The 19,366-nt window shown below is 62.9% G+C and carries 25 protein-coding genes; 12 read left to right on the top strand and 13 right to left on the bottom strand.

What is annotated here, in order from left to right:
• Window positions 1-30 precede the first annotated feature (30 nt).
• The 3 genes from ACFVUS_RS31330 to ACFVUS_RS31320 form a co-directional block, all read right to left on the bottom strand.
• Complete coding sequence (locus ACFVUS_RS31330; RefSeq protein WP_387774606.1) at window positions 31-471, bottom strand: hypothetical protein; 441 nt, start codon at window positions 469-471, stop codon at window positions 31-33.
• Between the two features lie 45 nt (window positions 472-516).
• Entirely contained in the window at window positions 517-1,473 is a 957-nt protein-coding gene (locus tag ACFVUS_RS31325) for a hypothetical protein (protein ID WP_387774603.1), read from the bottom strand.
• Window positions 1,474-1,759: 286 nt separating this feature from the next.
• Window positions 1,760-2,356, bottom strand: a complete 597-nt coding sequence (locus tag ACFVUS_RS31320; protein ID WP_387774600.1) for a hypothetical protein — start codon at window positions 2,354-2,356, stop codon at window positions 1,760-1,762.
• Between the two features lie 151 nt (window positions 2,357-2,507).
• Between ACFVUS_RS31320 and ACFVUS_RS31315 the strand changes: the two genes are divergently transcribed.
• From ACFVUS_RS31315 to ACFVUS_RS31305, 3 genes are all read left to right on the top strand, one after another.
• Window positions 2,508-2,969 carry a hypothetical protein gene (locus ACFVUS_RS31315; RefSeq protein WP_387774597.1) on the top strand — a complete coding sequence of 154 codons (462 nt, stop codon included), beginning with the start codon at window positions 2,508-2,510 and terminating at the stop codon, window positions 2,967-2,969.
• Window positions 2,970-3,230: 261 nt separating this feature from the next.
• Window positions 3,231-3,995, top strand: coding sequence for a class I SAM-dependent DNA methyltransferase (locus ACFVUS_RS31310; RefSeq protein ID WP_387774594.1), 765 nt, complete (start codon window positions 3,231-3,233; stop codon window positions 3,993-3,995).
• A gap of 593 nt (window positions 3,996-4,588) precedes the next feature.
• Window positions 4,589-5,140 (top strand): hypothetical protein, encoded by a 552-nt coding sequence (locus ACFVUS_RS31305; protein WP_387774591.1) that lies wholly within the window; start codon window positions 4,589-4,591, stop codon window positions 5,138-5,140.
• Window positions 5,141-5,165: 25 nt separating this feature from the next.
• Here the strand turns inward: ACFVUS_RS31305 and ACFVUS_RS31300 are convergent, their stop codons facing one another.
• Together ACFVUS_RS31300 and ACFVUS_RS31295 are read right to left on the bottom strand one after the other, a co-directional pair.
• Window positions 5,166-5,723, bottom strand: coding sequence for a DUF6924 domain-containing protein (locus ACFVUS_RS31300; protein ID WP_387774588.1), 558 nt, complete (start codon window positions 5,721-5,723; stop codon window positions 5,166-5,168).
• A gap of 166 nt (window positions 5,724-5,889) precedes the next feature.
• Window positions 5,890-6,357, bottom strand: coding sequence for a carboxymuconolactone decarboxylase family protein (locus ACFVUS_RS31295; protein ID WP_387774585.1), 468 nt, complete (start codon window positions 6,355-6,357; stop codon window positions 5,890-5,892).
• 173 nt (window positions 6,358-6,530) lie between these two features.
• On the opposite strand from ACFVUS_RS31295, the gene ACFVUS_RS31290 reads away from it, so the two are divergent.
• The 3 genes from ACFVUS_RS31290 to ACFVUS_RS31280 all read left to right on the top strand — a co-directional run bounded on the left by ACFVUS_RS31290 (window position 6,531) and on the right by ACFVUS_RS31280 (window position 8,639).
• Window positions 6,531-7,421: an RNA polymerase sigma-70 factor gene (locus ACFVUS_RS31290; protein WP_387774582.1), complete on the top strand. Its 891-nt coding sequence runs from the start codon at window positions 6,531-6,533 to the stop codon at window positions 7,419-7,421.
• A 336-nt stretch (window positions 7,422-7,757) separates the two neighbouring features.
• Window positions 7,758-8,162: a PPOX class F420-dependent oxidoreductase gene (locus ACFVUS_RS31285; RefSeq protein ID WP_387774579.1), complete on the top strand. Its 405-nt coding sequence runs from the start codon at window positions 7,758-7,760 to the stop codon at window positions 8,160-8,162.
• A gap of 339 nt (window positions 8,163-8,501) precedes the next feature.
• Window positions 8,502-8,639: an SEC-C metal-binding domain-containing protein gene (locus tag ACFVUS_RS31280; RefSeq protein WP_387772873.1), complete on the top strand. Its 138-nt coding sequence runs from the start codon at window positions 8,502-8,504 to the stop codon at window positions 8,637-8,639.
• A 289-nt stretch (window positions 8,640-8,928) separates the two neighbouring features.
• On the opposite strand, the gene ACFVUS_RS31275 is transcribed toward ACFVUS_RS31280, so the two are convergent.
• Window positions 8,929-9,348, bottom strand: coding sequence for a hypothetical protein (locus tag ACFVUS_RS31275; protein WP_387774576.1), 420 nt, complete (start codon window positions 9,346-9,348; stop codon window positions 8,929-8,931).
• Window positions 9,349-10,003: 655 nt separating this feature from the next.
• On the opposite strand from ACFVUS_RS31275, the gene ACFVUS_RS31270 reads away from it, so the two are divergent.
• Complete coding sequence (locus ACFVUS_RS31270) at window positions 10,004-10,609, top strand: nitroreductase family protein (protein WP_387774573.1); 606 nt, start codon at window positions 10,004-10,006, stop codon at window positions 10,607-10,609.
• 230 nt (window positions 10,610-10,839) lie between these two features.
• Here the strand turns inward: ACFVUS_RS31270 and ACFVUS_RS31265 are convergent, their stop codons facing one another.
• Window positions 10,840-11,250 carry a nuclear transport factor 2 family protein gene (locus ACFVUS_RS31265; RefSeq protein WP_387774570.1) on the bottom strand — a complete coding sequence of 137 codons (411 nt, stop codon included), beginning with the start codon at window positions 11,248-11,250 and terminating at the stop codon, window positions 10,840-10,842.
• 518 nt (window positions 11,251-11,768) lie between these two features.
• Window positions 11,769-12,197 carry a nuclear transport factor 2 family protein gene (locus tag ACFVUS_RS31260; protein WP_387774567.1) on the bottom strand — a complete coding sequence of 143 codons (429 nt, stop codon included), beginning with the start codon at window positions 12,195-12,197 and terminating at the stop codon, window positions 11,769-11,771.
• Window positions 12,198-12,262: 65 nt separating this feature from the next.
• On the opposite strand from ACFVUS_RS31260, the gene ACFVUS_RS31255 reads away from it, so the two are divergent.
• A complete protein-coding gene (locus ACFVUS_RS31255) occupies window positions 12,263-13,078 on the top strand; it encodes a helix-turn-helix domain-containing protein (protein WP_387774564.1) in 816 nt (271 codons plus the stop codon).
• On the opposite strand, the gene ACFVUS_RS31250 is transcribed toward ACFVUS_RS31255, so the two are convergent.
• Window positions 13,059-13,955, bottom strand: a complete 897-nt coding sequence (locus ACFVUS_RS31250) for a tachylectin-related carbohydrate-binding protein (protein WP_387774561.1) — start codon at window positions 13,953-13,955, stop codon at window positions 13,059-13,061. The genes ACFVUS_RS31255 and ACFVUS_RS31250 overlap by 20 nt on opposite strands.
• A 146-nt stretch (window positions 13,956-14,101) precedes the next feature.
• On the opposite strand from ACFVUS_RS31250, the gene ACFVUS_RS31245 reads away from it, so the two are divergent.
• The 3 genes from ACFVUS_RS31245 (at window position 14,102) to ACFVUS_RS31235 (ending at window position 15,736) form a co-directional block, all read left to right on the top strand.
• Complete coding sequence (locus ACFVUS_RS31245; protein WP_387774558.1) at window positions 14,102-14,608, top strand: hypothetical protein; 507 nt, start codon at window positions 14,102-14,104, stop codon at window positions 14,606-14,608.
• A 123-nt stretch (window positions 14,609-14,731) separates the two neighbouring features.
• Window positions 14,732-15,343, top strand: a complete 612-nt coding sequence (locus ACFVUS_RS31240) for a hypothetical protein (RefSeq protein WP_387774555.1) — start codon at window positions 14,732-14,734, stop codon at window positions 15,341-15,343.
• 48 nt (window positions 15,344-15,391) lie between these two features.
• A complete protein-coding gene (locus ACFVUS_RS31235; RefSeq protein ID WP_387774552.1) occupies window positions 15,392-15,736 on the top strand; it encodes a hypothetical protein in 345 nt (114 codons plus the stop codon).
• A 59-nt stretch (window positions 15,737-15,795) separates the two neighbouring features.
• Here the strand turns inward: ACFVUS_RS31235 and ACFVUS_RS31230 are convergent, their stop codons facing one another.
• The 4 genes from ACFVUS_RS31230 to ACFVUS_RS31215 all read right to left on the bottom strand — a co-directional run bounded on the left by ACFVUS_RS31230 (window position 15,796) and on the right by ACFVUS_RS31215 (window position 17,745).
• Window positions 15,796-16,221, bottom strand: coding sequence for a hypothetical protein (locus tag ACFVUS_RS31230; protein WP_387774549.1), 426 nt, complete (start codon window positions 16,219-16,221; stop codon window positions 15,796-15,798).
• Window positions 16,218-16,409, bottom strand: coding sequence for a hypothetical protein (locus ACFVUS_RS31225; protein WP_387774546.1), 192 nt, complete (start codon window positions 16,407-16,409; stop codon window positions 16,218-16,220). The genes ACFVUS_RS31230 and ACFVUS_RS31225 overlap by 4 nt, the downstream gene beginning before the upstream one ends.
• A 131-nt stretch (window positions 16,410-16,540) precedes the next feature.
• Window positions 16,541-16,783, bottom strand: a complete 243-nt coding sequence (locus tag ACFVUS_RS31220; protein WP_387774543.1) for a hypothetical protein — start codon at window positions 16,781-16,783, stop codon at window positions 16,541-16,543.
• Window positions 16,784-17,127: 344 nt separating this feature from the next.
• Window positions 17,128-17,745, bottom strand: a complete 618-nt coding sequence (locus ACFVUS_RS31215; RefSeq protein ID WP_387774540.1) for a hypothetical protein — start codon at window positions 17,743-17,745, stop codon at window positions 17,128-17,130.
• A 34-nt stretch (window positions 17,746-17,779) separates the two neighbouring features.
• Here ACFVUS_RS31215 and ACFVUS_RS31210 point away from each other — a divergent pair, with 34 nt between their 5' ends.
• Complete coding sequence (locus ACFVUS_RS31210; RefSeq protein WP_387774537.1) at window positions 17,780-18,637, top strand: hypothetical protein; 858 nt, start codon at window positions 17,780-17,782, stop codon at window positions 18,635-18,637.
• Window positions 18,638-19,366: the final 729 nt, after the last annotated feature.

Here is a 19,366-nt window from a genome sequence, read left to right as displayed (position 1 = left end):
TGGCCACCTTCAGTCACGCGGGGTGCGGCCTTACAGGTCTGCGAGGAAATTCCTCGCGCGACCGTTTTCGACGATGTACGCGCCACTCGTGATTGGCGCGTGGCCGTAGGAATCGTCCTCGTAGGTGGTCCGGACCAGGCGCTGGAAGAGCATGGCCTGTTGCGGATCGAGGTCGAAAGGTACTGCCATCAGGCAGGTTCGACGCGGGAGGGCGACCAAGAGTTTGTCCGTACCCAAAGCCCGATGGGCACGGAGCATGTGCTGCGGGTCGAGCACCTTCTCAGCCGAGAAATCCTCGCCGGAGGACGTGGCGATCGGGAGGCCGTGGAGTTCCGAGACGTCCCAGTCGTATTCCAGGTCAGCGAGATTCGCCATCGCCTCGGCCAGCAGCGCATCGCTGTCGACGTCGTCGCCGAAACCCTCTACCTGGTAACCGGAGTCGGTATTGACGGCAAGCACGATGATCGGCACGATGCCAGACGTGGTGGCCCAGTGGGTAATCCGGTGACGGTGTTCCTAGTCGGCGGGCTTCAGCAGCGGGTACCACGGCCCGCCCGGCGTCTCCGGTCCGGAGGCGGTGGCGGAGGCAGGCGGATATGTCGCGACCTGACAGTCCCAGTCTTCATCGATAATCATGCGCACGTACTGCACCTGAATTCGGCCCGCCGCAACACCTTTCGGCACGTCGGGCCGTCGTGCGGCAAGATCAGGATCGGCCTCGACTATAGCGAACAGTTGGTCGTATTCCATCTCGGCGGAATCGACCTGCAACGAGGGATAGTCCGCCATCGACTCGATATCGAGGTAGACATCGATCACCACCAGCAAATCGGGTTCGGCGAGAGCGATGATATCGGCGGTCCGGTCGCGCACCGGCCATGTCTTGTCACCGCCGGACAGCACCTGGTACCCGTTGTGGGTGCAGTAGCGCAGGGCCGCGTCCATACGCGCTTCGTGCGTCTGCCTCGCGAACGCGACTTTGGCGGCGATGTCTTCACGACGCCCCTGGAGAAATTCGCTGATCGGCTGCGGCCCTTGCGCGCTCAGATCGTCGCGACTGAGTAAGCCCGCCAGTCCGCCGGTATCGAACTCCTCATCAGTGCCGTCGATCCAGCCCACGGCGGCGGTTTCGACGGCGAGCCCCAACCCGAATTCGCCGCGGAGCACCGCGGCCACCGCGTTCACCAGGCCGCTGTATGCGTCGTGCCGGATCGGCCACGACAGGACCTGGACCCAAGCCTCCGGATGACCGGCCGCCGGGGGCGTCCATCCGTTCGCCCGGAGGAAGTCGCACCCTTGCGGAGAAAATTGACGCGAGCCGCCGACGAGTTCACATCGCAATCCGTCATCACCCCAGCCGAACTGCGCGTATCGAATCCCGTTGCCGTCCAACGCCACTCGCCCGGAAGACGGCAGCGAAAACAGCAACCACGTCAATTCCTCGGCAAACCACTCCCACGACTCTGCGGCCACACTCGGCCACATCTCCTCCGCGCCGCGCGCCATACTCCGCTGACCCCGCCACCCGTCGACAATCCCCATGCCACGCTCCAAACAGTTAATGCGAACACCGAAATCTACATGATCAACTCGGGTTCCCCTGACCTGTGCGCTCACGATCACCTGGTCAGTACGTCGAAGCAGCAACCGGTAACCCCGTTGCGGGACAACGCGATGTGTCTGGTGTTTGCGGGCCGGGTCGCGATCATGTGCGTCCCGGCCAGGCCCGTGGCGGCCGGCGGGGCCCCGAGATATCAGGTCAGGGAAGTCCGCGTTTCTCACGTTCTGCTTCGACCAGTTCCTCCAGGAACTCCTCCGGGTCCACCGTGAGCCCGGAGTCGTCGAGGGCGTCAAAGTCCTGAGTGCTCAGTGACAGGCCGAGCCCGGCGAGTTCGGTGGCCAAGCGCGCGAACGCGATTCGCTCGTCGGGCTCGTTCTGGTAACCCGCCTGCTCGGCAGCCACTCCCTCGGCGAGGCTGAGGCCGGGCAATCCCCAGAAGGTGAACTCGGTGTCCAAAACTATGGGGCGCCAAGCGCGTTCGGAAGGCTCGTCCGGATGCAACCAGTAACCGACCCAACCCTTTCCACCCTTGGCCACGAGCTTGAGATACCTGGCCAACTCCGCGGCTCCGGCGTTCTCGGCCTGCGTCTCCGGATCCGCGAGCGACGCTTCGCTCATGTAGCTGGTGTCCAGGAGCGGGTGAACCTCCCCCGCCTCGAAGAAGTCGAGGTCGAGCAGATCAGAGAACTCAGTCCGGCCTTCCCACTGAGCCACCAGCAGCACCCGCAGATCGTCTGGGATTGGCCGACCGTCCAGCCGCTCGCGGGAGAACTCAGCAAGCCGTGCGTCGTACATGCACCCTCTCCAAGGGTTTGAAGCGAAATCCTCGTGTCAACGTAACAGCGATGTCTGACAGCATTCCTCTGCCGGTTCGGTCAGCGCGACAGGAGTGGACACATCAATGGCTCACCCGTGGTTCGAACTTCCACACTGCCAGAATCGGATCATGGTGCCGGAGAAGCTCTTCGACGTTCGGGGTGGCTACACAGAGCTGTCGGAAGAACACGCGGGCAAGATGACGGCCGCGGTGGCGGGAGCCCTGTGGTTGATCGACGACGTCCAAACAGCGCGTGGGATTGTGGAATTGGTGGATCTGCTGACCCGGCTCACCCGCAGGGATCACGTCGACGCCGCGGAGATGTACGAGCAATCCGGCAATGGATGGTTCGCGGTGATCACCGAGACGGACGTGACACTGACGGGTCGGTACTACCGCGACCGTCCACCGTTCGTGCTCTCTCATGAGGACGCGTTGGCGATACTCGGCCAGTACTGGGATTGCCGTCGGCTGTCGGGCGGGCGTGCGAGGTTTCGTCAGGAAGTCGAGCGGTTCACGAATGTTCGTGGACGTGCGCCAGAGATTCCGTTCGTCCTCGAGCTCCCCCGCATCCGCAAGCGCAGGCGATAGCTGCGACTTGTCGACAATCGATCCAACAGTGCGTTCCGTGTTGGGTCGGGCATGACACGTCCATGGACCGACGACATCGGACTCGATCCGCCAGGAACCTAGACAGCTGTCATCCCACGGAAGCCGAAACGCACAGTCGCTGCCGTTCTTCCGACAGTTCACCGACGCCTGGACCACCTGGCTTCACACATTCGGCACTCCAGCGGCCAGGACTGCCGCAAACACGTTGATCGATGCGGTCGTGCGGGGCAAGCTTTGGCGGTGACGAACAGTTCCGATGATCTGCGTTTGTGGAACACCGCCGCCACCGCCTACACCGAAACGGTGTCCGGACCCGGGGATAGCTTCTATCGGCGGATGCACGGGTTCTTGTGGTCCCGACTGGGTTCCGTCGACGATCTCGACATTTTGGACCTGGGGTGCGGGCACGGGTGGCTGGCCGAACAGATACGACAGGCAGGAGCGCGTGTCACAGGCATCGACGGCAGCCAGTCGCTGCTGACCACTGCCCGATCGGACTATCCCGAGATCGACTTCCATCAGTACGATCTCACCCTTGGACTACCTGATCCGGCTCGCCGATACGACAGAATCGTCGCGCATATGGTCTTGATGGACATTCCGGTTCTGGACCGCCTGTTCGCCGATATCGCCGCGGCGTTGCCGGACACAGGTGTGTTCGTGTTCTCGATTTTGCATCCGGCTTTCTTCAACCACAAGGTCATCGACGACGACTCCGGCAGGGAACGCTATCGCAAGGTCACCGGTTATCTGGAGCAGGAAACGCGCTGGATCGAGTCCTTCGGTGGGCACCGTCACTACCATCGCCCGTTGTCGTGGTACGCCGAGAAACTGACCGCGCATGGTTTGGTCATCACCGGTATTCATGAGCCACTTTCTTTGCCGCGCAATGATATTCCGGAGAGCGAATGGACGGACTATCAGCGGTGGTTCAGCACAATTCCCACGATGCTGGCGATGTCGTGCGCTCCCGCACGGCAGATGGTGGATCGGCGGCGCGGCTGATGACCGCGCTCCACGCATCGATAGCGTGCGTTCGCTGGGTCCGTATGATGGCACCATGTTTGACATGAACTCCAGCCGAAAGGCCCATGCCGCGTAACCGCCCACGCGCGATCCGCGCCCGCGTTGCGTTGCGACCCAGATCCCATAGCGACACGCCGGTCATCGACGGATTGTCTCCGTCAGCGCTAGCCGAAATCAGCCGCCTGGAACGCACCCGGAACTACCTACAGCCGGGGGACGTCGGACGGGCCGTGCGCCTATGGAAGAACCACGTTCGCCTTCCAGCGCGCGAACTGTGGCTCTACTACGAGTACGGCGATGTGCACGACTTCTGTTGTGGCAGTCCAGTAGAAGCCCGACAACTCCTCGACGTCGTGATCGCGGCAATGTCACCACGCGGGGCCCGTGAGCTCCGCGCGATTGTCGGTCGACTCGATGCCCTGATGGAATGTTGACCGACCCGCTCGGAGATCTCCGTCTCGCCGAGATACGCTGCGAGGCAATATTGTCGGCGAGCAGATCGCTCACCATGTGCCTCAAGGGAATTCGCGAGCGTGTCCAGCCCAGCTTTCGACGCCGACCATCTACAGGCGATGCACGCGAAGATCGCGCTCCTCCGCGAACGCGGCGCGGTCGACGTGCTGGACCGGCTCACGACTCGCCGTATCGCAGAGCAGTCCGGCCGCCGCCTCGGTCTGAGACCGGGCATCTCCCTACCCGAGCACTACCCGGACGGACTTCGCGCCCTCTACGAAATCTCCGATTGCCCAACCTTCGGTGACCTGGACTTCCACCCCGCCAACAACTTTCGCCCCCGCCAGCCGATCGATGCCTTCGGAGAAATCGCCCGCCCCGGCGACTTCATCGAGATCGGCCGGGCCGGAGCCGAGTACATCCTGCTCGATCTCGACACCGGCAGCGCGTCGATCTATGACTACCTGTATTTCCGCCACAACATGGACAGCGGCTTCGTCATCAGCTGCGACAGCATCCCCGAGTTCATCGACACCGTCGCGTTGGGCGCGCGCTACCCCGACATCCACGGTCCACGCAAAACCTGGAGCACGCGATGGTGGCGCACAGATCCCTGGTATAAGTACCTCCGCGAAGTCGGCATGGTTCCGCGCCTCCGACCGCGTTCGTAGTCGACGCGATATTCGGCAGCGGTGCTCAGTCTCCGAAGCCGCGGAATACTCCGTCAGCGTCAACGGAATACGCGAAGTCTTCGAAGTCCATGTTCGCCAACGTGAGATTGACTTCCACCAGGCCTACTTCGCGCGGCAGAATTCGAAACGTCGGCAAGCCCGGGCCGGGCTCACCCAAGCCAGTGTGATCAACGACGAGGATCGGATGCTCCGGATGCCGGATGGCCTGCTCGTCAACGATGTAGACATAGGATTGCGACGTCAGCAGCTTCTCGAAGCCGTCGATCGTGACATTGGCGAACGCGGGATCGTCAACCACGGTGAGCCCATACATCAGCTCGAGCCCCTCGGGCTGATACGACTTATTCACCGCCTCCACTATCGCGCGCCACGCAGCGTCATCAGTGAAATCTGTTCGCACAAAAAGTGATTCATCTTCAGGCAGCACACCATTCACTGAATCATTCTGCACGACTTGCGATGTCCTCACTGCCGAATTGTCGCCGCTGGGTTCACTGGCGCAGCCCACCGTTGCCTGCGCAATCACCAGCACCCCCAGCGCACTGAGGATCAACCTCGTCATCGCACATCCGATCCTGGCACAGCTCGTAGCATGAGCCAACAGGCTCGATGCCCGCAAATCGCGTCCACCACTGGCCGGTTCGGTCAGTGGTGGACGGCATAGCAGTGCGTTCGGCTCCGCTCGGTCGCGCGGTTCGGTCCAGCGGGCTCGAGGCACTCCTGTGTGATCAGTCAGCGGGCTTGTAGGAGCCGCCCTGCTGACGGACAATAACGCCGAGTCGGTTGGCGGCATTGATTTGCGCGACCAGGGCGACCAGGGCCGCCGTTTGGTCGCCGTCGTAGTGCTTGCGAACTTGAGCCCAGGTCTCGTCGGAGACGCCGGGGTGGGCGTCGGCAATGCGGGTGCCTTCCTCGGCCAGTGCGAGTGCGGCCCGCTCGGCGTCGGTGTAGACCGTCGCCTCGCGCCAGGTGGCGAGCAGATTGAGGCGCACCGCGGGTTCACCGGCATGTGCGAGATCCTTGCTGTGCACATCGGTGCAGTAGGCGCAGCCGTTGATCTGACTGACGCGCAGCATCACCAGATCCTGTGTGGCCCTAGGCAGTTCGGACTGCACGATCACCATGCTGGCATTGCCGAATCGCTTCGCGAACTTGGCGCCGAGGTCGTTGGTGAAAAGGTTGAAACGGGGTTCCATGACATCGTCCTTCGGGTCGTGTCGTTGTGCTTGACGACCATGAGATGCCGACCGTGCCAGCCGCGTGACAGGGCTACGCTGTGAGCCATCCCACTGCGCCGGACTGTCACAAAGCGGCCGGGGCCGGCATCTCATGTCCGCGAGAGGAACGATCGAACGGACGGGAAGTACTGATGAGCGAGCCTGGCAACACCGCCACAGAAACGTTTGTGGCACACCGGAATCTGCTGTTCACCATCGCCTACGAGATGCTCGCCTCGGCAGCCGACGCCGAGGATGTGTTGCAGGAGACCTGGTTGAAGTGGATCGGCGTCGACCTGTCCACCGTGCGGGAGCACCGCGCATATCTGGTCCGCATCACCACCCGCCAGTCCCTCATGCGGCTGCGCACCCTGGGCCGCCGCAGGGAATCCTACGTCGGTCCTTGGCTACCCGAACCGCTGCTCACCGCACCCGACGTGGCCGAGGATGTGGAGCTCGCCGACAGCGTGTCGATGGCCATGCTGTTGGTTCTGGAAACCCTTGCCCCGACCGAACGAGCTGTCTTCGTCCTCCGCGAGGTCTTCGACCTCGACTACGACGAAATCGCCGACGCCGTAGGCAAATCCCCGGCCGCGGTCCGTCAAATCGCCCACCGCGCAAGAGGACACGTCACCGCCCGCCGCCCCCGCGGCAGCGTATCCCCCACCGATGCACGCGACGCCGTGGAGGCATTCCACCGCGCCATCGAAACCGGCGACGTCCAAAGCCTTCTCGACAGGCTCGCCCCGGACGTCGTCTTCCTCGGAGACGGCGGCGGCATCAAACAAGCTGCACTGCAACCGATCACGGGTTCGGATGCGGTCGCCGCCCTACTGGCGGCCTCCCTCCCCCGGCTCGGCCGCGAAATGTCGGCCGAGCCCGCCGCCATCAACGGCTACCCTGCCCTGGTCCTGCGGCTCGACGGCGAGATCGACACCGTGATCGCCGTCCACGTCAACAACGGGCTCATCGCCGGCCTCTACTCCGTACGCAACCCGGAGAAGCTGTCCCGCGTGGCGCGGGAGACCATCCTGCGCCGCTAGTAGCCTGGCCCGCCGAGCCAGGGCAACGCGCCGCTGAAGGACTCGCCCATAGGCATGTGCGGATACTGCGACGGCTCCGAAATGCCTAGGCACCGTAGATCTTCAGCCGCAACGTACTGGCCGCCGTGGACCCCGCGGGAAGCGGCATGTGAGTATGTCGCGTACTGCAACCGTTCACTTGCTGAATCACCGCTGGGCCAGTGTCCCCGAGGGGCTGCGCCACATGTATGACCAAGGTGATCGAGCGGCTGCCCGCGTCCCACGACGCGGGATGGGGAATACAGTTCGTACCGCCTGGTTGGAAGAGATCGACTGGACAACCCGACAGGAGGTCAGATGACGACCGCGGCCGAGATCATCCCCGAGGAGCTTCGGGATCTGTTGCAACGACCCTTGTTCGCCAACCTCGCGACCGTGCGCGAGGATGGCGGCCCGCAGGTCAACCCGATGTGGTTCTCGTGGGACGGTGAATTCATTCGCTTCACACACACCAGCTTTCGTCGCAAGTATCGCAACATCAAGGCGACCCCGGCCGTGGCGATCTCAATCATCGACCCCGAGAACCCTTACCGGTACCTCGAGGTGCGCGGTATTGTCGAGCGCATCGACCCGGACCCTACGGGCGCGTTCTTCCGAGAGCTGAACCAGCGATACAACGGCCCGTTCGGCCCGGAGCACCCGAAGGATGCGCCCGATCGTGTCATCTTCGTTGTCCGGCCCACCGCCGTCGGCAAGCGCTGAGTCGCACCCTCGGGCTAGCCGGTGCCGATGAACCGCTCATCGGCAGTAGCGTGCGTTCCACAGCCTCGGATCGCCACGGCCAGTTGGCCTTTCACCGCATCGCGCTGGCCGGTTCGATGAGCCCGCAGCCATTACCGCGCGTACGCCTCTGCATTTCGGCGCGGCGCGAAATTGGGGTGCCGATGAGATGAGCTGGGTGTTACCGTCGCCCGGTTCACCCGATCGACCGAGGAGGTCATCATGTACCACGACGAGTTCCAGACTTCGTTTTGAACGAACCAGCAAGCGCCGCAAGGGGTTCCCTCTAGCGAGTCCAACGTCAAGCGAGGCGCCCGCATAGTGGGCGACGACACCGAGCTCATCGAAAAGCTCGGAGGCAAGGACCCCTGCCCCTGTGGCTCCGGCCGCCGGTTTCCGCCGGTGCTGCCGTCCCGCGGGTCGTTACGACGACACAATGGGCCACTACTACGTCCGTGAGTGACTGTGCGGACACCGATTCACGCGTACGGCCCCGGTCCCGGATTCGCTGCTATCGGCGATCACCCCGGCACCGGGTTCGTGCGCGCACCACGCGACGTCCGCGGGTATCAATTCACGCAGCGGCGGTTCCGGACACCCGCCCGGCGGCAGAGGAATTTGGTCCGGGCCGTACCGGTCTGCATCGTTCGGCTTGGCTGAGATTGCTTCGGCGCGTTGATCTTCGGTCCTGCGGTGTGGCCGTTTCGAACCGCACGCCACGCGGCAGTTGAGTGCGTTCGTGAGAGGCCTATTCGCCGGTTGAGCCGTAGTCGGCGGCAGGTGCGGTCTGGACCCGGAGGATCGCGGGAATCCCTAGCTGCGAAAGAGCTTGGGACAGTATCGGGAGTAGCTGGGTTTCACCACGGTCCAACTCGTGGACGACCAACCTGAACAAATCCAAGCGGATTCCGTCGAGCTCTTCCCCTGCCACGACAAGATAGCGGTAGCCACTTGGCGCGGTCTCGTCCGCGAAGACTTGCCACTCACAGCCGAAGCGACAAGACAGAACGGTGAACAGATACGCGATCACGTCGGTCTTCAATGTGATCCAGTCGCTGTGCTCGAACTCCTCGAACGGCAGGCGATCCAGATAGTTCTGCCACACCGGGAACGCGGAAAGCGGGTCGGTGGTGTAGTCGTGCTCGTCGGCTCCCAGCGCCGCCGACATACTTCCCGCTCGGGCCGTACATTCCGCAGTCCAATGGGGAAGGTCGTGTCGGGCTTGCTCGATCTCGACCGGGCTAGGCCCCGAATCACCCCTCCGCGCACTCACATTCAGTCTGTTGCACACTCACCGTTGCCCAATGAGCAGAAGGCAACGCTTCTAGGTATCCGATCGAGTGACATTCGGCAGTTCTCCCAAAACACGCTCGCCAGTATGCACTTCGGACGCCCTGAATCGCGCGGGTCGCGGCAGAAGCGAACACCCAACTGTCCGATCGGCCTGTTAGCGTCCGCCAGTATGGAGATCCCTGGTGTCGGCACATTGCGCTATGCCAGCCGATTAGGTTGCTACATAGGCGATCCCGTCGCCGTGCCCCTGTTAGACGGAAGCCACAGCATGCTCGTGAAACTCGATGACGATCCCGCACCCGGAGATTTCGCAGTCGCAATCCGGAACTACCTGTCGCTGCAGCCTGGCGCACTGCAGGACAGTGCATCAGCGGTGTTCGCATTGCCGCGATGTCACCGCTGCCGTTCTCGATGCGGGCGACGACAACTGGTATGTCGAAATCGCAGCCGAGGATAAGGTTTTCGACCATATTCAACTCCCCGCCAACCGGGATGCCGAACCACTACCCGACGGGGAATACGCTGCGGCAGTGGAATTCTCCGAAGTCATGCGGCAACGACGAATGGTTCGCCGCTACACCACCCAGCCACTGGAACGAGAAGTCATCGACCGGGTGGTGAGCGCGGCACTACGCGCCCCCTCAGCCGGATACTCCCAGGGATGGGCGTTCCTGGTGCTCACCGGCGAGGCCGACCGCGAACGATTCTGGAACTACGCACCCCATGCGCACCGCGCGAACCCAGAGATCCAGAACGCCCCACTCATCGTGATCGCGATGTCGCACAAGAACGCCTACCTCGATCGATACGCCCAGGCGGACAAGGGATGGACCGACCGAGACCAAGCACGCTGGCCGGCGCCGTACTGGCACATCGATACGGGCATGGCCGCGTTCGCGATGCTGCTGACCGCGGTGGACGAAGGACTCGGGGCGTGTTTGCTGGCGATCATGCCCCACCACCTCGACGCGTTCCGGGACGAGTTCGGGGTGCCGCACGAGTACGACCCGATCGGTGCGATCACTGTGGGCTATCGAGCCGACGAACAACCCCCGGCACGCTTGGCGCACCGGCGACGGGGTGCCGCGGAGGTGGTCCATGACGGATCATGGGGCCGCCCATGGCACGACGTCTGACAAGTCCGCGAACACTCGGCATTCGGAGTATGCCGCGCCACCAGTCCGGTGCGTGGCACTCGACTACTACCCCCTTGGACCGGGGTTACGCCCCTGCTGACAGCGAACGCGTCTGCGGTCGAGGCAGCAGCGTGGTGTTGGACGCAACTCGACGTCCCTGGTGCCCGATAACCGGTTCAGTCAGCTCCGTAAGCGGCAGTGGCGGATATCGTGCAGAATCCAGGATTCGATCACTCGGTCAGCGTGGCCAGCACCGCAGAGGTGTCGTAGTAGTACGGGCGAAATTCGGTGATCAGGCCGTCTCGAAAGCTGATCCATTGCAGTAGTGACGTATTCAATGTTCGGCCGGTGCGTCGTGCGCGCAGTCGGCCGCGGCTGTAGACCACGACCCGATTCTGGTCGCTGAGGAACTGCTGTTCGTCGAACCACAGACCGTCCCAGTTCTCGCCCATAGCGGCAATGAACTTCCGGAAACCCTCGTGCCCACGCCATTCGCCGCCGTAGGGCAGGCTCGACGCCTGGTACATAACGACGTCCGCGGCCAAGTGCGCGGCCATCCCCTCGAACTCGGCGCCCTCGGTGAGGTACGCGGCCTCGGCCGCGTAGAAGGCGCGCAGAGTAGCCATCACATCAACTGACATTCTCTCGATTCTCACAGCGACCGGTTCGCCACGCTGGCGGGATTCTGACTTCGCGATTCGAGACCGGTGTCGGTGTCCGGATTCGCGCGCATCGACATGAGTGTGCGTTCCGCGGCCTCGGATCGCCACGGCCAGTTGACGTTCCACCGCGCCGCACTGGCGAACTCGGTCGGCGCGGCGTGTGCGGATGTCTGTGATGCTGGTGTCTTGGACAGAGCTGATGACTGCTAGAAGACTAGAGTTGAGTCATGAAAGACCGGCCTGTCCTCCTCGCGGCCCTGGTCGGGGGCTTCGTCGGCGTACTGCTGTCGAGTCCGTTCGCCATGTACTTCGGTTTCGGCACTCCTGTGCTCGCTACCGTCATTGTCGGCGTGGGAATCTTGCTGGCTGGCGGCATAGGTATCGGCGGTTTCTGCGCTGCATTGGTGTGGGCTGTCAGGGCTGATCGGCGTAACGGTGGGTACCGCTGCCATAGTCAGAGCCGGGCATAGCTTTTCGAAGCTACGGCACTGCCAGACTCACCAGAGCTGCCGGTGAAGCACACGGGCCAGAGTTCGTGGGCTCATCGCGATCGGCGGGATGAGCGGGGTCGGGTCGAAGTTCGCGTGCCTTCGGCGCACTTTGTCACCATCGAGCGTGATGCGGTCGACGGAGATCCATTCCACGGGCCGACGACCGATCGTGCCGTACAAACGCAGTTCGATGAAGAGGACATCGCCGCGGTACGCCCAGCTGATCACCTCGCCACGCAGGTCCGGGATGATCGTGAAGGTGCGATTCAACCAGTGACCAATCTTCTTGTGGCCGACGACGTTTCGACTGAAGGGTTGAATCAGTTCCGCGTCGGTGTGGACCAGCGCGATGAGGCGTTCGGAAGTCGGGTCCGCCCAGGCGTCCGCGAATCGCTTCACGAACGTCTCGACAGATACGAGCGTGTTGTTCGACATAATCTGTTGCTCCCCTACGTAATTGCCGGACCCTTCGGTCGACACTGGTCCGTATCGTTGCCGACATGGCCTCCGCCGCGCTGTCAGAAACGTGCCATCCAGCTCAGCCGCTCATGGTGTGGTTGCGGCTGGGGCATGTGGTGAGCGTGGGAGCGTCGATGGAACTGGACACCCATTCCAGCGCGCTGGCGTGTCTGGGCGTCGGGGTGGACGAGCCGTTCACCGTTCGGCCAGACGGATATCCGGATATCACTGCGCGCAGCTTCCTTTTTCGAGCCCGCGAGCGACACAAGGTGGTTCGGAGCGCGGGTCGCTTGCTGTTCTGTTACTTCGACCCGACCTCGGCGCGAATGACCCGCAGCCTCGGGGGCATGCGGCGCAACGTATTCGGGTTCGGAATCGATCACCACAGAGAAGCCGAACTCATCGAGCTCTGCAATCACCCGCGCTTGGACGTCGACCGCGTACTGGAGTTGGCGAGTGTTCCCGGCATTACTGTTCGCGACCAGAGAATCGCTCTGGCGGCCAACATCATTCGGGCCGATCCGGCAAGCCGATACCGTGCGGCACAACTTGCTGCCGAGGTCGGTTTGTCACAGGCTTACTTCCTGCGGCTGTTCGCCGAGCAAACCGGCACCAGCTTCCGTCGCTACGTGCAGTGGGCGCGCATGCTCCGTGCCGCTCACGGTTATCTATCGGGCCACGACGCCACCAGGTGTGCGATCGACGCGGGGTTCTCAACACCATCGCACTACACCGACGTTTTCCACCGCATGTTCGGGTTCACTCCGACTCACCTGGCACGCATGGACGCACGGCTCCATATCGATGATCGGTATGACCGATCTACCACCACGCCGGTCACCATCCGTTCCCAATGATGTTGCGCGAGTTGGGATGCCAACCGGTGCTACCGGAGGGGTCCTGCGCACCGTCGCCGCCGTAGCCGTACCAGCGCAGGTCCCCGTTTTCCTCGACGCCCCACAACGTGTCATAGCCGACGTCGATGGCATCGGCGCTGGCGATGGAACTGGGTCCGGCGAACAGAGATCGGAATCCGTCCCAGCCTCGGCCGATCTGATTGCCGTTGTTCGCATGTGCACCGGTGGCTCCGGACGGATCATTTTCACCGTCGCCGGTGTACCGGTACCAATGCAGGGCGCCGTCGTCGCGTACACCGTAGATCTCCGGCCCGACTCCGACGATGAATTTGAAACCGAACCAGCCGTTGCCAATGATGTTGCCTGAGTTGGGATGCCAACCGGTCGCACCCGACGGATCGTGCTCGCCTGAGCCCAGATACCGGTACCAGTGCAGGAATCCGTCCTGATCGACCGCGTAGATCACTCGCTCGGGTGCGAATCCGAGCGGTCTGACGAACGCGGCCCGTACGAATACGTGCAGGAAGTTCTGCCAGCCGTTGCCGATGGTGTTGCCATTGTTGGCGTCCGCGCCCAGCGCGCCCGAGGGGTCCTGGGTGCCGTCGCCGGTGTAGCGGTACCAGCGCAGGTCACCATTGTTCTGGATACCCATGAGCACGCCGTCGCCCATGCCGAGAATATGCTGGAAGTCGGTCCAGCCATGCCCGATTGTATTGCCGGAGTTGGTATCCCAGCCGGTGCTCCCCGAGTGGTCGGCGGTTCCGTCGCCGAGGTATCGGTAGTAGCGCAGATGGCCGTCGGGTTCGATCCCGAAGATGCGCCCGGCGAACGGCGCGGACAACCCCGAACCTCCGTGGCAGATGAGCCGGAATGACATGGCGTCCTCCTTGGATCGACCGATGATGTCCCCGACCCTTCACATCATGGCGCGCGGTGCCGCGGCGGGCCTGAGTATCGGGCCACTCGACTTTCTCCGCCTGCGTTCGGCACCTCCCCCGCATATCCGCTTGCGACACTTATCCCATGGCTGAAAGCGACCGTCAGATGCATCCGGCGATCGCCGTCGTGCTCTCGGGCATATCAGCGAACGATGGACGAGCCCGGGTGATGGGCTCTGTCATTCGGGAGGAAGACGGTGCGGTGGCGGTCGTCGTTCACACCGACCACCGGCGCTACGTCATCGTTGTTCTCCGCGAGGGCGACTGCTGGCTCGAACCGGGTCTGGTCTTCAGTGGCGTTCTTCCAAATCCGGACCGACTGGAAACCAACTCTCCCATGATGCCGTTGGCGCAACAGTCGGGTGATATCCGGTCCAGTCTCGACGGAGAGTTCGTGTGGTACGCGGTCGTCGGGACTGCGGCATTGGATGCGATTTCGGTGCGCGTATTGACCACGCTCGAATCCCGCTATCCCGGGATCGGTGACGGCGGTCTGGTATTGGAGTTGGTCCGCGCGCAGAGAGGTGAACGACCGCTCGTCACCGTCACAACCCGAGACGGGCGCGAAGAAAGTGACTACCGTGAGGAATAGCCCACACGAGCTGCCACACGACGGCAATCTGGGTCGTCGGGATGCCGTGTCGGTGAAATCGGAAGTACCAGTGCGTCATTCATGTCGGTACATTCGTGGGCAGGGTGCAAATGGGGAGGAACTATGGTCGGCGAGCCTGTTACCACGCTGTACGACTATCAACTGGCGATGCTTCACCCGATGAACGAGAGCGCTCCGGCCCAGGCCGCGGAGCTACTCGACCGCATCGGCGCTACCCGGGTTGATACCGCGATCGCCGAGAAGCGGTGGTTCTACGGAGAGGCCGTCAACAACTTCAGGTCGATCGACGAGTACGTAACAGCCTGGGGCGCACCGGCATACGAGCGGACCGACCAACATGGCGATCGCGAGGTGCGGTATGCGGCATGGGATCTCACGTTCTGGCCGGGATTACAGCTCGAATTCATGGAGGTCAACCGCGGGTACAACATATTCAGGCGGTTGGTGCGCAGACCCGACATGCCGCCCCCACGAATCGACTCCATAGCTGATCTGACGCCCTGGTCGTGCACATCCGAGGAACTGCAAGGGTCACCCCTGGGCCCCATCGATTACATCGACGGCTTCGGCGCGGTCGGAGATGTGGCAGTCTTCACCGCCGCTGACCCCGACACCGGAGATCAGCGCCCGTACTTCGTCTACATCGATTGGGCCCTGGTGCAATCGGTCGAACCGGCACCACGCTGGTACACCGACAAACATCGACCCGCTTGATGACCTACGACCGCCCGCATCGGATCGCCACGGCCATAGGTGCGGTTGATGACTGATCCCCTGGCATGCTCCGTGAGTATGAGGACCACAGGCAACGCGGTGCCGCCCGACGATGGTGATGAACAGGCGTTCATCGAGTTTGCCCACTCCTACAACGGATACGTGACCTTTGGCGAGGGGCCGGAAGGCCTCGCCGCTGCGGTGCGGAGAGTATGGGTGGCCTGGGATGGGACCGGCGAGTTGCCGAATGATTTGGACCTGCTGCGGGGATGCCTGTTCCTTCAGGTCAGAAGCCATCGCCATCGTGGTGACGAGGAATTGTTCAACGAGCTCGCATTCGTTCGCGCGTTAGTCGGCCGAATCCGGGAAGTCTCGGGTGGACGCGTGGATTAGGGATCGGCTGACCATGCTGTACTCGGCATAAGCCTGTGTTCGGATGACGTGCCGAACCATCAGGACCCTGCTCGCCGCCGCGCCGCGCGATACGCGATCGCAAGCAGCGATGCCACCGCGGCCAGTGCCAGGCCGAGATATGCGGGCCAGCGAGGACTGTAGGTGACCGCTCTGTCACCACGGACCCGGACGGCAACACTCTGACCGGATTGATGGTCTCCCTTGACTCCGTCGAGAAGTCCCGCCCCGCTGCGGCCGTCGCCGAATGTCCATGTGCCAGCGCAGATATAGCCATAGCGCGGACGGTCCGGGTTACGAAGCCAGCAGTCACGCACCCGAGCGGTAACGGACTCTCCGCTGTAGTAGGTCACGATGCTCGGAGCGGAAACGAGGCCGATTCCGACGAGCCCGACCAGAACCACTACGACCGCCGTGACCAGTCCCCGCGGCCAGTTCCGCATCCGCCACACCGCGTCCTCAGTCACCGCACACCTCGTGCGGTCCAAGTTCCCGCGTCATCGTCGGAGCGCACAACGAACGCGAACAAGGCGAGCGCCCATTGCTCGAGCGAGAAAAGCACCACGCCGCACACTACAGCGACCAGGCCGAAGACGACCTGCACACGTGCACCCACGACCGCCAGCGCCCACAGCAACCGCCGCCTGCCGGTCACCGCATGCAGTCCGGTGCAACGGTCCCCCTCCTGGAATTGCCTCCCCAGCTGGCCGCGGTCGCGAGTTGATTGGATTCGGCGAGACCTCACGAAATCGGTCGGTCGGGCCTCGACCGAAGTCGACGGCGTTGTCAGTCGAAAATGAACCCTCCGTGAAGCTTCGGGTGCTCGGTGCAGTAGTACCACCCACCGCCCAGGCTTTCGCAATAGGGAACGTCGAGGCCTGGATCATCTTCGTAGGCGCGGATGAACCGCCGGTCTGGACCCAAGTCGAACGCACAGTATGTGAGGCCGTAGCCGATCTCCTTGATTTCGTAGAACCCGGCGTGTGTGGGAGCTTCGCGCGCGTCGCAGGCGGTAGCCAGCTTCTGCATCGCCGCACGGGAAGTCGCCCACCCGAGTTTGGCAGGGGTATCGGTCGACACATTACCGTGCTCGAAACAATCACTGGCAGAACGACACTCGGCCACCACCGGTGATAGCGGAGTGCTCCGAACGCGGACAGCCACACCCACGGCGCACCTACCATCAACCCGATGTCGGCGCACCAGAACCGCAGGTGCGGGCCATCGATTCGAGCGGTGAGCACCCAAAACACGTAAATACAGAACGCGGCCGCGAGTGCGGTCACGACTCTCTGACTGATCTTCCACCACACCGGAACCGACTCAGTGGCAGAAGAATTCGCGATCACGACCACCATCGTGCTGTATCCAGTTCAGAATGGGCTCGCGCTACCGGTTCCCGGTCCTGCCGCCGAGGGTGATGCGAGGCAACTCGCACCGAGCGGGGCGCTGGGCACAACGTTGATCGGCCCCGATGTCAGCGCTGGGCTGCCGAAGCCCAGCGCCACGCTGTACGGGTACAGAGTGAGTGTCGTCTGCCCCGCGTACAGGGGCATCCAATCGATTGCCCAATCCTCGCCGCTGATCCAGGGCATCGAGCCTTTGGTGCCTTCGGTGCTGGAGACCAGGATGATTTGGTCATAGGTCGGGTTCGTCTCCAACACTGCAGCGTCAGCGGCCGGTAGGGTAATCGTGTAATCGGTGCGGACACAATAGGCTTGCGACGGTGTCACGGTCATGTCCGCTGATGCGGCCGTGGCCGAAACGACGGTGGCCACCCCGATTGCCGTAACCGCGGCGATACCGACTGTCGAACGCGCACGGGCCCGCAGTTTCATACTTCGCTTCTCCCCAATGTTGAAGTCCCCGGTGCTGGGGCGTTCGTAGCCTAGAGGAACAGCGCGCAACCTGGCGACAGCCGTCAATCGCATAGTGCAGCAGAGGAATACGCCATCGCCGTCCAGCAACGACAGCAGGCAGTTCTCACGCATATCGCCCTCCGGGACAGACATCTCGGAGGGCAATATGCGTGGCAGTCCCGAACTGAGCGATCAGCGGCATGAGCGGATATTGGGGACGGACTGGGCCAACGCCAACTATCGGTATTGTCCAGCGGTGATGGGCTGCTGGCTTGCAGGGCCACGGGCAACAATGGGCGAGGTCGTTGGAGGGTTGATGGTTACGGGGGCAACCCGCGCGGAACTGGCTCGGGAGTTGAAGGCAGCGATGTGCACGAACCGCGGCTTCACGATGCACCGGATGGACGACGGCTACGTGTTCGGCAAATCTGTTGCAGGTGAGCACTTCTCGGGCGCGCTGGAAGTGTTCACCGATCTCATACTGAAGTACGGAGAGCTACGAGTGACCAGCACGGTCTCGATGACGGTTCCCGCTCTGCACGCCGCGATCGATGCACTACCGGATGCAGCGGTCAGCAACCTGGATCTGGCCGGCGGCAGGCCCTACTCCACCGAACTCGCCATCGAGAGCTTCGGGCGCGCAGGCAGTATCGGAGCTGCCGCGCAGGAGATCCTGATCGAGACCGACGACGAGGTCCACGCCGCGGTCGACGAATTCGTCGACATGGTCGACGGGCCTGTCAACGACTGGGCCGCGACGGTATTGGCGGTCGAGCCGCTGGTCGCCGCAGCGACATCGGTGACCGATGACAGCAATCCCCTGTTCGTCCGGCGCCTGATCCTGTTGTTGTTGTCGCTGAATCAGGCCGAGGACGCCGTGCAGGTGATGGATGCACACCTGCGGGCGAAGCTGCACTTCGGTGAACGCGAGTCCCGCGCACCCAAATTCGAGCAGCACCTGCTCGATTCCTTCCCCGCTTACCGCCTCGCCCGAGAAACCCGCCACCAGGCTCAATCACACTGAACTGACGAGCACGCGGCCTCGAATTCAGCCCAGACAGACCGTCGTGTAATCGGAATGTGCGAGCAGTGACTGCGGCCGTATGGCGCTCTGCCCGTTGATCTTCCAATGCGCCGCGTCGGCCGGTTCGGTCCGCGCAGCGTGCGACATTTTAGTGCTTCCCGGTGCTCTCGGATGTCCGTCCGACAATGTCGGTGGGGTCTGCCACCATCACCCATATGTCGAGAGCCGATCCCCTGGCCCGTTTCAGTGGCTCAACCCAGCCGAGAGCCTTCGCCCTGGCGGCGAAGGTCACCGGAGTGACGTTCAAAGCAGACATGCTGGACCAGCCGCTGCTCATTGGACCTATCGCCTACCGATGGTCACCTACCAACCCCACCACCGCTTGACCCGGCGTGCTTGCTGGTTCGGCCGGTGAAGTCACAGAACGCATCTCGGTCCGCTCTACATCCACAAGGCTGGCAACGTCATCGACCGCGGCGTCGGAGATCTCGGCCCGGGAGGTGCCGTGCTGCGACCGTGATGACCGCTGCGGCTCCTACCATCGTCACCAGCGAGATCAGACAACCACCACCACCGCCCTGGATGCGTCGGCTGGCCTCGTGATTGTTCATTGCGCGACGCAGGTTGTCGCCGGAAACATTGCCCCAGTCTGTCGGCATGATCATCCGATTCTTTCTCTATCGGCATGTGGCCGATAGGTCTTCTCATTGTCGCTGACTCTTATCGCCG

Origin of the sequence: Nocardia sp. NPDC058058, assembly GCF_042885355.1 — a bacterium.
GTDB lineage: Bacteria > Actinomycetota > Actinomycetes > Mycobacteriales > Mycobacteriaceae > Nocardia.
Note: the sequence above shows the minus strand (reverse complement) of the source record. Positions and strands in the feature narration are given on the sequence as shown.